We start from the raw sequence: 12,860 nt of genomic DNA on the forward strand, positions 1-12,860 counted from the left end.
GGCGTCCTCAGTCCAGCGCCACGCGCAGCGCCGCCGAGGCGCTCCAGGGGCATAACAGGATGGCCAGGCACAGGCATGCGCCCAGCAGCGACAGTTGCGGCCCGGCGCCCATGCCGGCATGCGAGGCCGACACCGCGCCCGCGCCGAAGATCAGCACCGGCACGTACAGCGGCAGCACCAGCAGCGGCAGCAGGGCGCCGCCGCGCAGGCCCAGCGTCAGCGCCGCGCCCAGTCCGCCCACCAGCGCCAGCGTCGGCGTGCCCAGCAGCAGCGACAGGACCAGAATGCCGATGGCCTGCGGCGACAGGCCGAACTGCAGGGCCAGCACCGGACTAGCCAGGATCAAGGGCAGGCAGCTGCTGAACCAGTGCGCCGCCAGCTTCGCGCCCACCAGCAGCGGCAGCGGATGCGGCGACACCAGCAGTTGCTCCAGCGCGCCGTTGTCGTAGTCCTGGGCGAAGGGGCGGTTCAGTGTCAACAGAATGCCCAGCAGGGCGCAGACCCACAGCACGCCCGGCCCGATGGCCAGCAGCAGCGCGGGATCGGGACCGACCGCCAGGGGGAACAGCGTGCCGGCCACGATGAAGAACAAGGTGGCGCCCAGCGTGTCCGCGGGCCGTCTCCAGGCCAGGCGGATTTCACGCAACGCCAACTGCGACAGCGTAGCCAGCATCCGCGTAGTCATCCATGTCCAGGGTTTGGGTATGCGCGGCGGCGGTGCCCGGCTCGCGGTGCGAGGCGAGCACCACGGCGCCGCCGGCTGCCAGATGGGTTGCCAGCGCCAGGCGCAACTGTTCCAGGCTGGCCGAATCCAGGCCCGCATCGGGCTCGTCCAGCAGCCACAAGGGTTTGCCGCCGAGCACCACGGCAGCCAGCGCCAGCCGCCGGCCCTGGCCTTGGGACAGGCGCCGCGCGGGAGCATCGGCGCAGGACTCCAGGCGCCACGCGCGCAAGGTGTCCGATAGGCGTGTTTCCGCCTGCGGGGTGCCGGCGACATGCAGGGCGTAGCGCAGGTTTTCGGCGGCGCTCAGCTCGCCGCACAGGCCATTGCCGTGTCCCAGGTAGGCCATGCAGGCGCGGTAGCTTGCGGGATCGCGGCGCGCGTCGCTGCCGCGCCACAGCACGCTGCCCGCCAGCGGCCGCAACAGGCCGGCCAGCATGCGCAACAGGCTGGTCTTGCCGCTGCCATTGGCACCGCGCACGTGCAGCAGCTGGCCGCCATGCAGTTCGAAATCCACGGGCGCGCAATGGCCGCGACGGCTGGCGAGGCCGCGCGCGCAGAGCAGGGGCAACGGCGCGTCAGCGGGCCGCATGCGCCACTTCCTTGGCCGGGCCGGCCGGCTCGGGCGCCATCGAGGTCGGGCCCGGGCCCATATTGGGCAGCTTGTGGGCGATGCCCTTGTGGCAGTCGATGCAGGTCTTGCTCTTGTCCGCCAGATAGGTGGAATGCATGTTCTGCGCGCGCGGGCTCTGGCGCGTGAAGTCCATGTACTCGTAGTTGTGGCAGTTGCGGCATTCCAGCGAGTCGTTGGCCTTGAAGCGTGCCCACTCGTGCTGGGCCAGTTCCAGGCGCTTTTCCACGAACTTTTCGCGCGTGTCGATGGTGCCGAAGATCTTGCCCCACACTTCCTTGGACGCCTGCATCTTGCGCGCAATCTTGTCGGTCCAGTTGTGTGGCACGTGGCAGTCCGAGCACAGCGCCCGCACGCCGGAACGGTTGGTGAAGTGAATCGTGCCCTTGAGTTCGGCGTACACGTTGTCGCGCATCTCGTGGCAGCCGGTGCAGAACTTCTCGGTGTTGGTGAGCTCCATGGCGGTGTTGAAGGCGCCCCAGAACAGGATGCCGCCGATGAATCCGCCGACCGTCAGGAAGCCCAGGCTGAAATGCACGCTGGGCCGTCGGATGATGTTCCAGTAGCGCTTGATGAGTCCGAGCATGGCTGCCTCCGGTCGCTTACTTCTTGGCGGGCGCCGGGGCGGTCAGGCGCTTGAGGATCACGTCGATGTCCTGGTAGGTATTGGACACCAGCGGCTTGGCCTCCGTTTGCGGCACGTGGCATTGCACACAGAAGTAGCGGCGCGGCGAGACTTCCGCCAGCACGTTGCTGTCGCGGTCCATATAGTGGGTCACGCTCAGGGGCGGGGCCTGGGTTTCCTCGGTGTTCACGCGCGCGTGACAGGCCAGGCAGCGGTTGAAGTCCTTGTCGACCTGATAGCCGTCGATCTTGTGCGGAATGGTGGGCGGCTGCATCGAATACGTCCGCATGCGCCGGATGTCCTTGTTTTCGACCGGGCTGATGAGCGGCGGGTCGGCTTCCTGCGCGATCGGGGTGGGGCCGCGCATCGGGTCTTCGACCTCCAGCGGTGGCGCCGCCCACGCGGCCGAACCGAGGATGACACACGTCGCGAGAGTAAGGGCGCGTAGGTTCATGGCTGTCTCCGGTTCGCCTTTCAGACCTTGACGATCTTGACCGCGCACTTCTTGAAGTCGGTCTGGAACGAGATCGGATCGGTGGCGTCCAGCGTGACCTTGTTGATCAGCTGGCCGGCGTCGAACCAGGGCACGAAGACCAGGCCGCGCGGCGGCTTGTCGCGGCCGCGGGTCTCCAGCCGGGTGCGCATCTTGCCGCGGCGCGATACGACCTCGACTTCGACGCCGCGCCGCAGGCCCATTTCCTGGGCGTCGTCGGGGTGCATGAAACAGACCGCGTTGGGGAAGGCTCGGTACAGCTCCGGCACCCGCCGGGTCATCGAGCCAGAATGCCAGTGTTCCAGCACGCGCCCGGTGGACAGCCAGAACGGGTACTCCTTGTCCGGCGATTCCGCGGGCGGTTCATAAGGCAGGGCATAGATCACCGCGCGGCCGTCCGGGTTGCCGTAGAACTCGAAGCCCGCGCCCGCTTTCACGTAGGGGTCGCTGCCTTCGCGGTAGCGCCACAGCGTTTCCTTGCCCTTGACCACCGGCCAGCGCAGGCCGCGCACTTCATGATAGGTGTCGAACGGCGCCAGGTCGTGGCCGTGGCCGCGGCCGAATTCGGCGTATTCTTCGAACAGCCCCTTCTGCGCATAGAAGCCGAAAGCCTCGGCCTCCTGGTTGGCGTAGTCCTTGGCGCGCTCGGTGTTGGGATAGCGGTTGACTTTGCCGTTGGCGTACAGCACGTCGAACAGCGTCTTGCCGCGGTATTCGGGCTTCTTGGCCAGCAGATCGGCGGGCCAGACTTCCTCGACCTTGAAACGCTTGGAGAATTCCATCAGCTGCCACAGGTCCGAGCGCGCCTCGCCCGGCGCGTTGACCAACTGGTGCCAGAACTGGGTGCGCCTTTCGGCATTGCCGTAGGCGCCTTCCTTTTCCACCCACATGGCGGTGGGCAGGATCAGGTCGGCCGATATCGTCGTGACCGTGGGGTAGGCGTCCGAGACCACGATGAAGTTCTCGGGGTTGCGATAGCCCGGCAGCCCCTCGTTCATCAGGTTGGCGGCCGCCTGCATATTGTTGTTGACCATCACCCAGTAGGCGTTGATCTTGCCGTCCTTGAGCATGCGGTTCTGCAACACCGCATGCGCGCCCACCTTGCTGGGGATGGTGCCGTCGGGCAGTTGCCAGATTTCCTCGGCGTGCGCGCGGTGCTTGGGATTGGTCACCACCAGATCGGCCGGCAGACGGTGCGAGAACGTGCCCACTTCGCGGGCGGTGCCACAGGCGGAGGGCTGGCCGGTCAGCGAGAACGGGCTGTTGCCCGGGGTGGAGATCTTGCCGGTCAGCAGATGGATGTTGTAGGCCATATTGTTGGCCCACACGCCGCGCGTGTGCTGGTTGAAGCCCATGGTCCAGAACGAGGTCACGCGCACCTTCGGGTCGGCATAGAGTTCGGCCAGCTCCTCCAGCTGCTTCTTGGGCACTCCGCTCAGCTTGGCGGTGTAGTCCAGGTCGTACTTGGAGACGAACTTGGCGAATTCATCGAAGGTCATCGGCTTGGAGCCGCCGGCGTCGCCCGCGTTCTTGGCGGCCTTCTGCAAGGGATGATCGGGGCGCAGCCCGTAGCCGATGTCGGTATTGCCTTCGCGGAACACCGTGTGCTTGTCGACGAAGTCGCGGTTCACGCGCTTGGTCTGGATGATGTGGTTGGCAATGTAGTTAAGGATCGCCAGGTCGGTCTGCGGCGTGAACGTCAATGCACTGTCGGCCAGCTCGTAGGAGCGGTGCTCGAAGGTGGACAGCACCACTACCCGGGTCTTGGGCGCGGACAAACGGCGGTCGGTCACGCGGGTCCACAGGATGGGGTGCATCTCCGCCATATTGGAGCCCCACAGCACGAAGGCATCGGCGTTTTCGATGTCGTCGTAGCAGCCCATGGGCTCGTCGGCGCCAAAGGTGCGCATGAAGCCCACCGCGGCCGAGGCCATGCAGTGGCGCGCATTCGGGTCCAAGTTGTTTGTGCGGAAGCCCGCCTTCATCAGCTTGAGCGCGGCGTAGCCTTCCCAGATGGTCCATTGGCCCGAGCCGAACATACCCACGGCTTCCGGGCCCTTATCCTTGAGCACCCGCTTGAACTGTTCCGCCATGACGTCGAAGGCCTGGTCCCAGGACACTGGCGCAAATTCGCCGTCCTTGGCGTACTTGCCGTCCTTCATGCGCAGGAGCGGCGTGGTCAGCCGGTCGTTGCCGTACATGATCTTGGACAGGAAATAGCCCTTGACGCAGTTCAGGCCCTTGTTCACCTCGGCGTTGAAATCGCCGTGCGTGGCCACGACCTGATTGTCCTTCACGGCGACGTTCACGCCGCAGCCGGTCCCGCAGAACCTACAGGGCGCCTTGGACCACTTGAGCTTGGCGGCCTCTGATTCAGTGACGATGTTCTGGGTGTAGCCGACGATGGGAATGCCGGCCACCGTCGCGGCCGCGGCGGCGGCGGATTGCTTGATGAAGTCTCTACGAGCCATTGCCATCGTCAATCTCCTCGTTCATCGCGTCCAGCGAGTCGGCATGCTGGTACACCAGCGCCGAAGCCAGCACGCCATCCAGGCGCTGGATCTCGGAGATCCGGGCCATCATGTCGTCGGTGGAGGGGGCTTCCAGGGTGACCACCAGTTTCCCGGTGTCGGAGGCGCCATGGATTTCCGCGCCGGCGATCGCAAGAATCGCCAGGCGGACGTCGGGCAAGCGGCGCGGCGAGGCGTGCACCACCATGCTGGCGATATGCAGCTCTGGCGGCGCCGCAAGCGGCGCGGAGTGGGGGGACGCGGACATGGGAGGGGTTCCGTCGCGTCGCATCAGCTACCGGGGGGGCCGGCGATCAGCTGATAGAACCAGACCAGGAAACCGTAGCCTGCCACGATGATGACCGACAGGACGGGGGCCATGACAGCCGTCAGGAACAGGAAACTACGTAGCTCCTGAGGCTTGGTGTAGCCATCGGACTCGTTTTGCACACACCACCTCACTACGACAGTTGGGGCATTGCGTTTAACGTGCGGATACCGAAGCTTTTAGCAGATGGCTTTGAAGGGCGTCAATGTTGCACCACCGCGTAACAATGCGCGCCAGCGCTGTATAGCGAGATGCAAAACGGGTAGGGCAACGATGAAAAACGTTACCGATGAACGGTCCTGGTGGCGCATGGGCAAGCGGCGCTCATGCGTGACGACGCGGAGGCCTCGGGCCAGTTCAAGCAGCGGGCTGGAGGAACGCCGGGATGTCCCGCTTCAGCAGGTCGAGGACCGTCCGCACGCGTAGCGGCAATGGCCGCAGGGGGGGAACCAGCGCATTGAGCGGAAGAGGCGGGACGCGATAGCCGTCCAGTAGTTCCACGAGGCGTCCTTGCGCCAGCGCCCTGGCGCATGCGGGATGCTGCAGGACGCCGATGCCGCCGCCCGAGAGGATCAGGTCGTACATGGGACGCCAGTGGCTGACCGTCATGGCGGTCTTGATTCGCGTTTGGACCGCCGGCCCGTTCTCCCGCATCAGCGGCATCAGGTCGTTCATGAAAGCGGCCTTCACGCGGATGAATGGGTGGCAGGCCAGGTCCGCCGGCGTTTCCAGCGGGCCGCAAGTCGCAAGGTAGGAGGGGGCTGCGACCAGCTTGCGGCCCACCCATCCCAGCGGAAAAGCGATATAGCCCCCGTTTTCGTTGAGACGGCCCAGCCGCAGCGAGATGTCGACCCCTTCGATGACCGGATCGGAGATGGCGTCGCTCAACGTGAGGTCCATGCGCAGCTCAGGATGGGCTGCGCGCACGTTCATCAAAGCCTTGGGCACGACGATCTCGCCCAGGCACTGCGGTGCGGCGAGCCTCAGGCTTCCTTGTATCTTATTATTGCTTAGTGATACTGAATTTATCGTTATTTCGGCGGCATCCATCAGGTGCTTGCCCTGTTCGTAGAATGTCCGGCCTTCGGCGGTACAGGTCAGTTTGCGAGAACTGCGCACCAACAGGCGGGCGCTGAGGAAACGCTCCAGCTTGTCGATGCGTTCGCTTACGGACGGCTGGCTCATGTCGAGATCGCGCGCTGCCCCAGAGATCGTTCCGCGTTCCACCACGCGGAGAAAGATGCGTATTGTTGCCAGCAAATCCATGGAGCCGCTCCTCATGAAACCCATGTCGTCACTAGGACGAATGAGCGGTCCATTTGTTTACCAACGGCAGGGTGCTGGAAATCTTAATTCCGTGTGCTACCCGCTAGCGGCGTGCCGGTATAGGTAGTCCAGGCCGATACGTCCCATAGGCCCGAATGCAATGTGCGGTTGCAATTGCGCGCCGTAGTCTTTGCCTCAATGCATCACCCGATGCAGTCGCTGCGGGACTCCTCCGCCGGCTAGCCAGGCGTCCCGCGATGATCTCGGCTCACTTCCTTTTCCATCTTCATCAATAGATCGACCGCTAGTTAGACACAGTTAGCGCCAGCCCGGCTTCGCCTGGAGCGCTTGCGAGGCAGCGTGGCGAAAGTAGCCGCGGCTTGTTCCCGGTCCTGTCAGGGCCGTCGCGATGGGCCGCGGAGATGAGAGATTCCATTGAGTTTTTGAACTGGAGCAACCATTCATGAACAAGATGTTGGGGAACGTATGGATCGATGCGGATGAGTACGCGATGGTACGCGGGCAGTCCGTTCGGAAGCACCTGAAGCGGGACATGCGCCTGGCGCCCATCGCGGCGGGGCTTGCGCTCTTCGCGGGCTTGATGGGCGCGGACCCGCAGGCTCATGCAGCAACGTACAACCCGACCAATTGCGGTTCCCCCAAAGGGACGGGGCCGGACGGCGTGGCCTATCCCGCGGGCAAGAATCCGAAAGACGGGTCCGGCCTGTGGTCCAACGTGCTCGGCTGCGATGCCGACGGCGGCGGCTACACCGGCGTGCAGGTCTTTGGCTTCAATGCGGCGGCGACAGGCAACGGTGCGACCGCCCTGGGTTTTGCGGCGACCGCGGCAATCCGGAGCACCGCCGTGGGCATGCAGGCCAGTGCCCTGGCGGCGGGCGCTACCGCGCTTGGCCAATGGGCCCGCGCCACGGCGGCCGGCAGCATTGCCATAGGCGGCAATACGTCTTCCAACACGGCGGCGGCGGGCGCGCAGGCATCGGGCCCTGGCGCCGTGGCGATTGCCGGAGAGTCGCGCGCCCTGGGCTCTGACTCCGTCGCCCTTGGCACGCGGGCGCAGGCGCGTAGCGATGGCGACGTGGCCATCGGCATAGGCAGCGTGGCTGATGGTTCCACAGGGAACTTCTCCGCGGTGGCCATCGGCCGCGACAGCTCGGCGATCGGTGAAAACTCGGTGGCGTTCGGTAATGCCAATCGGGCCACGGGACCAGGGGCCGTCGCGCTGGGCAATAGCTCGGCGGCTACAGGTGCCGCGGCGTTAGCCGTTGGCAACGATGCCAACGCGCTGGCGGCGCGGAGCATGGCGTTAGGGTTCGATTCGGTCGCGACGAACTCGGACGACGTCGCGCTCGGGGCGGGATCCGCGACCGCGGCAGCCGTCGGCACGTCCGGCGCCGCAATCGCGGGACGCTCCTATTCGTTCGCCGGGTCGGCGCCCACCAGCACGGTCAGCGTGGGCAGCACAGGCGCGGAGCGCTCCGTCACGAATGTCGCGGCAGGGCGGCTCGGCGCTCTCAGCACGGATGCCATCAACGGCTCGCAGCTCCATGCCACGAATCAGGCGGTGGATGCATTGGGCGACCGGGCGGTGACCTACGACGGCAACGCGGGTGACCCGAAAGGCTTGATCACGCTGGCCGGCCCCGCGTCCGCGGATGGCGGCGCGACGGGCGGGACCAAACTCACCAATCTGGCGCGCGGGATCGTGTCGGCCACCAGTACCGACGCGGTGAACGGTTCGCAACTGCACGAGACGAACCAGGACGTGCTGCGGGTGGGCGACAGGGTGACGACCATGGGCGGTACGGTGACTAACCTGGGCGACACCGTGAGGAATCTCGGCGACACGGTGACGGACATGGGAGGCACGGTCACGACCCTGGGCGATACGCTCACGAGTCTCGGCGGCACCTTGGCGAACCTGACCGGCGATACGAGCGTGGCATACACGGACGCCAACGGCCTGGGCATCCGCTATGCGCGGACCAACGAGCGTGGGCTGACGCCCGCTGACGCCTACGCCCAGAGCCCTGGCAGCACGGCGCTGGGCTATAGCGCGCGGGCCACAGCCGACAACGCGCTGGCGCTGGGCCGCGAAGCGCAGGCCAGCCATGTTGGCAGCGTGGCGCTGGGCGCCAATGCGGTCGCCAATGGCGCGACGCTGGCCGCGTCAGCGTACCGGTCGGGTACGGCGGCGGTGGCTGGCGCAGCGCCGGTGGGCGAAGTGAGCATAGGCTCGGCGGGCGCCGAACGGCGTCTCACCAATTTGGCCGCGGGCGCGGCCGACACGGACGCGGTGAACGTGAGCCAGCTCAAGTCCGTGGCCGACAACGTCGGCAGCCTGGGCGACCGGGCGGTGGCCTACGACGGCAAGTCGGGAGATCCCAAGAACCTGATCACGCTGGCCGGCCCTGCGTCCGCGGATGGCGGCCTGACGGGCGGGACCAAGCTTACCAACCTGGCGCGCGCAGAACTGTCGGCCACCAGCACCGATGCGGTGAACGGTTCGCAGCTGCACGAGACGAACCAGGACGTGCTGCGGATGGGCGACAGGGTGACGACCATGGGCGATACCGTGACGAATCTGGGTGACACGGTGACGAGCATGGGCGACACGGTGACGGACATGGGAGGCACGGTCACGACCCTGGGCGATACGCTCACCAGCCTTGGCGGCGCGTTGGTGAACCTGACCGGCGACACGAGCTTGGCGTACACGGACGCCAACGGCCTGGGCATCCGCTATGCGCGGACCAACGAGCGTGGGCTGACGCCCGCTGACGCCTATGCCCAGAATCCTGGCAGCACGGCGTTGGGCTACAACGCGCGGGCCGCGGCCGACAACGCGCTGGCGCTGGGCCGCGAAGCGCAGGCCAGCCATGCCGGCAGCGTGGCGCTGGGCGCCAATGCGGTCGCCAGTGGCTCCACGCTGTCGGACGGAGCGTATCGGCCGGGCACGACAGCGGTGGCCGGCGCGTCGCCGGTTGGCGAGGTGAGCATAGGTTCGGCAGGCGCCGAACGGCGCCTCACCAACCTGGCTGCGGGCGCGGTCGACACGGACGCGGTGAACGTGAGCCAGCTCAAGTCCGTGGCCGACAGCGTCGGCAGCCTGGGCGACCGGGCGGTGACCTACGACGGCAGGTCGGGTGATCCCAAGAGCTTGATCACCCTGGCCGGTCCTGCGTCCGCGGATGGCGGCGTGACGGGCGGGACCAAACTCACCAACCTGGCGCGCGGGGCCGTGTCGGCCGCCAGCACCGATGCGGTGAATGGTTCGCAGCTCTACGATATCAATCAGGGCGTGCAGCGGATGGGCGACACGTTGACGAACATGGGCGATACGTTCACGAACCTGACGGGAGACACCAATCTGATCAGCAAGGCCGACAAGGGGCTTGGCCTGCGTTATGCGCGGACCAACGAGTCGGGGCTGGCGGAAGACGACGCGTACGCGCAGGGCGTGGGCAGCACGGCGCTGGGCTACACCGCGCGGGCCACGGCCGGCAACGCGCTGGCGCTGGGCCACGATGCCGTGGCGAGCCAGGAAGGGAGCGTGGCGTTGGGTACCGGTTCCATCTCCGACCGGGCGTCGGCGCCGATCACTGGCAGCCTTGCGGTAGGCAGCGGTGGCGCCCTGGTGCCATTCAACACCGCGGATCTCACATTGCTGGGGGCGGTGTCCGTGGGCCACGACGGCGCGTATCGCCAGATTACCAACGTGGCGGACGGTACCGAGGAGCATGACGCGGTGACCTTGCGCCAGTTGACCGGGGCGATCGGGTCCTTGACGTCCACGGGTACCCAGTACTTCCACGCCAACTCGACGGCTACTGATTCATTGGCGACAGGCGTGGAGTCGATCGCCATCGGACCGCAGGCGGTTGTCAACGGCGATCGCGGCTTGGGAATTGGCGAGCGGGCTGTGGTGGAGCAGACCGCGCCCGGCGGTATCGCCCTGGGGCAACAGGCACGCGCGACATCCGCGGATGGCATCGCGGTGGGCACGCAGGCATTGTCCGATGCGGTCCAGGGGGTGGCCCTGGGCGCGGGCAGCAGGGTCATCACGGGTGGCGGCGTAGCGTTGGGCGCGGGCTCGATCGCCAAAGTGGCAGCCGGAGCTGCCGGGTATATGCCCCTGGGCGGCGATGACGCAGCCGTGAACGCCACGCGCAGCAAGCTGGCGGCGCTTTCCGTGGGTGACGTCGATGCCGGCAACTATCGGCAGATCACCGGAGTGGCCGCGGGGACGGTGGATTCCGACGCGGTAAACGTCAGCCAACTGAAAGCGTTGGCCTCGAACGTGAGCGGGCTCGACGCAGGGGGAGTGAAGTACGACCGCAATCCGGACGGCACCATCAACTACGGCATGGTGACCTTGAACCCTGGCGGCTCGGCTACGGTGCTGAGGAACGTGGCGCGGGGCGCCTTGTCGGCGGACAGCACCGAGGCGGTCAACGGCTCGCAATTGTTCGAGACCAATCAGTACGTCAAATCGATAGGCGATACGATCGATACCTTCACCCAGGGCGGGGCCGGCATCAAGTACTTCCACGCCAATGGCGGAGCGTCGGCGGCCTTGCCGGATTCCCAGGCCAACGGTCTCGGCAGCATCGCAATGGGCCCGGGCGCGGCGGCCAACGGCGCCAACACGGTGGCTTTGGGCAACGGCGCCGCCGCAGGCAAGGAGGGCGATGTGGCGCTGGGCGCAGGCGCCGTGGCGGGCCGGGGCGCAGAGAGCTACGCCGGCAAGTACTCGGATGCGCAAAACCAGTCGGTGGGCACGGTGTCGGTGGGGACGTCGGGCGCGGAGCGCACGCTCAGCAACCTGGCTGACGGCCGCGAGGCCACGGACGCCGTGAACCTGCGGCAGCTGGACGGCGCGCTCAAGCAGGCCAACGACTACACCGACAAGCGCTTGCAGGACGTGGCGGGCAATGTGCTTCAGGTCGGCGACCAGCTCACCGCGCTGGACGAGCGCGTGGCCGGCGTCGAAGGCGATGTGACGAACATCAGCAACGGCGCGGCCGGCATGTTCCAGACCAGCCAGGAAGAAAAGGCGGCCAAGCCGCCCAAGGCCAGCGGCGGCAACTCGGCAGCGGGTGGCGCGGGCGCCGTGGCTTCGGGCAAGAACAGCACCGCGATCGGCAACGGTGCGCAGGCGTCTGGCAAGGGGGCGACGGCGTTGGGCAACGGCAGCAAGGCATCCGGCAGCAATGCGGTGGCCCTCGGGGCAGGCTCAGTCGCCGACCGCGACAACACCGTGTCGGTCGGCGTCGCAGGGTCGGAACGCCAGATCGCGAACCTGGCCCGCGGCACTGCGGGAACCGACGCGGTCAATGTGAACCAGTTGCGGGAAATCGAGAACGGTCTGACCAACCAGGTGGCGGGCTTGCGCAAGGACGTGCAAGGACTGGATAACCGGCTGAGCGCCGGCGTCGCTTCCGCCATGGCCATGTCCGCGCTGCCCCAGGCGTACCTGCCCGGCAGGAGCATGCTCAGCATGGGCGGCGGCACGTGGCGCGGCGAAAGCGGCTTCGCCATGGGGCTGTCGACGGTTTCCGACAGCGGCAAATGGGTGGTGAAGGGCCTGGCCAGCAGCAGTTCGCGCGGCGACTATGGCGCGAGCGTGGGCGTGGGGTATCAATGGTGAGCAGGTGCAGCACGAACGCAGGCACGCGGCCAGTCGCCGCATCCTCAAGGATTCCTGAGAGGTACACAGCCATGACACGTCGCATCATTCTTCCAGCCTTGATTGCAACGAGCGCGTTGCTGGCCGCTTGCCAGCCCATGACGGCCCAGAAGGGCGCCAATGCGGCGCCTCGCGCCGCCCAGTCCGCGCCGGCGGCGCAAGACGCCGCCACGCAGACGCGACCCGCCGCGCCTGCCGTCGAGTTCCGCCTGGCGCAGGACCAGCCGGGTGACGATCTGCGCGAACTGCGCATGTCCGACAAGACCTACTACTTCTTGTTGGCGCCCGCGCTTACCCGCGCCGACCTGAATGCCGCCACGCCTATGAGGTCCCGCTCGGGGCAGCCTTTCGTGAGCCTGCGCTTCACGCCGCCGGGCGCGCGCAAGCTTGCGCAGATCGGCCGCCAGTACCCGGGCAAGTGGCTGGTCTTCACCATAGACGGCAAGCTGGTGGGCGTGCCGCGCATCGCGGGGCCCATGGACGAGGGCATCCTGAACCTGACGATGAATTCGGAAGAGCAGGCGATCAACGTCGCGCAAGCGATCCTGGGAGCGGCGCACTAGCGCCGCCGTGGCCGCG

Annotated in this window: 9 protein-coding genes and 3 pseudogenes; 4 read left to right on the forward strand and 8 right to left on the reverse strand. The window is 66.8% G+C overall.

Going from position 1 to position 12,860, the window contains the following annotated elements; translation table 11 throughout:
• Positions 1 to 7 precede the first annotated feature (7 nt).
• The 8 genes from ccmB to AC3WOB_RS15340 form a co-directional block, all read right to left on the reverse strand.
• Positions 8 to 673: a heme exporter protein CcmB gene (ccmB, locus tag AC3WOB_RS15305; RefSeq protein ID WP_013393089.1), complete on the reverse strand. Its 666-nt coding sequence runs from the start codon at positions 671 to 673 to the stop codon at positions 8 to 10.
• The gene (ccmA, locus tag AC3WOB_RS15310; protein ID WP_492275487.1) at positions 639 to 1,313 is read right to left on the reverse strand and encodes a heme ABC exporter ATP-binding protein CcmA; all 675 of its coding nucleotides are present in this window, start codon (positions 1,311 to 1,313) and stop codon (positions 639 to 641) included. Before ccmA ends, ccmB begins: the two co-directional genes overlap by 35 nt.
• Positions 1,300 to 1,938, reverse strand: coding sequence for a cytochrome c3 family protein (locus AC3WOB_RS15315; protein WP_013393091.1), 639 nt, complete (start codon positions 1,936 to 1,938; stop codon positions 1,300 to 1,302). The genes ccmA and AC3WOB_RS15315 overlap by 14 nt, the downstream gene beginning before the upstream one ends.
• Before the next feature lie 16 nt (positions 1,939 to 1,954).
• Positions 1,955 to 2,431 carry a nitrate reductase cytochrome c-type subunit gene (locus tag AC3WOB_RS15320; protein ID WP_041653353.1) on the reverse strand — a complete coding sequence of 159 codons (477 nt, stop codon included), beginning with the start codon at positions 2,429 to 2,431 and terminating at the stop codon, positions 1,955 to 1,957.
• A 20-nt stretch (positions 2,432 to 2,451) separates the two neighbouring features.
• Entirely contained in the window at positions 2,452 to 4,947 is a 2,496-nt protein-coding gene (napA, locus tag AC3WOB_RS15325; RefSeq protein ID WP_492275488.1) for a periplasmic nitrate reductase subunit alpha, read from the reverse strand.
• Positions 4,931 to 5,248, reverse strand: coding sequence for a chaperone NapD (locus AC3WOB_RS15330; RefSeq protein ID WP_332014771.1), 318 nt, complete (start codon positions 5,246 to 5,248; stop codon positions 4,931 to 4,933). The genes napA and AC3WOB_RS15330 overlap by 17 nt, the downstream gene beginning before the upstream one ends.
• 23 nt (positions 5,249 to 5,271) lie before the next feature.
• Positions 5,272 to 5,430, reverse strand: a complete 159-nt coding sequence (gene napE, locus AC3WOB_RS15335) for a periplasmic nitrate reductase, NapE protein (protein ID WP_013393095.1) — start codon at positions 5,428 to 5,430, stop codon at positions 5,272 to 5,274.
• A 235-nt stretch (positions 5,431 to 5,665) separates the two neighbouring features.
• Positions 5,666 to 6,574 (reverse strand): LysR family transcriptional regulator, encoded by a 909-nt coding sequence (locus AC3WOB_RS15340; RefSeq protein ID WP_492275489.1) that lies wholly within the window; start codon positions 6,572 to 6,574, stop codon positions 5,666 to 5,668.
• 871 nt (positions 6,575 to 7,445) lie between these two features.
• On the opposite strand from AC3WOB_RS15340, the pseudogene AC3WOB_RS15345 reads away from it, so the two are divergent.
• The 4 genes and pseudogenes from AC3WOB_RS15345 to AC3WOB_RS15360 form a co-directional block, all read left to right on the forward strand.
• Positions 7,446 to 7,778: pseudogene (locus AC3WOB_RS15345) on the forward strand (hypothetical protein); the annotation flags it as partial.
• Between the two features lie 153 nt (positions 7,779 to 7,931).
• Positions 7,932 to 11,943, forward strand: a pseudogene (locus AC3WOB_RS15350) (hypothetical protein); the annotation flags it as partial.
• A gap of 125 nt (positions 11,944 to 12,068) precedes the next feature.
• A pseudogene (locus tag AC3WOB_RS15355) lies at positions 12,069 to 12,242 on the forward strand (YadA C-terminal domain-containing protein); the annotation flags it as partial.
• A 71-nt stretch (positions 12,243 to 12,313) separates the two neighbouring features.
• The gene (locus AC3WOB_RS15360; protein WP_492275490.1) at positions 12,314 to 12,844 is read left to right on the forward strand and encodes a SecDF P1 head subdomain-containing protein; all 531 of its coding nucleotides are present in this window, start codon (positions 12,314 to 12,316) and stop codon (positions 12,842 to 12,844) included.
• Positions 12,845 to 12,860 lie beyond the last annotated feature (16 nt).

The sequence above is a fragment of the Achromobacter sp. FW305-C-30-7 genome (genome assembly GCF_058783105.1).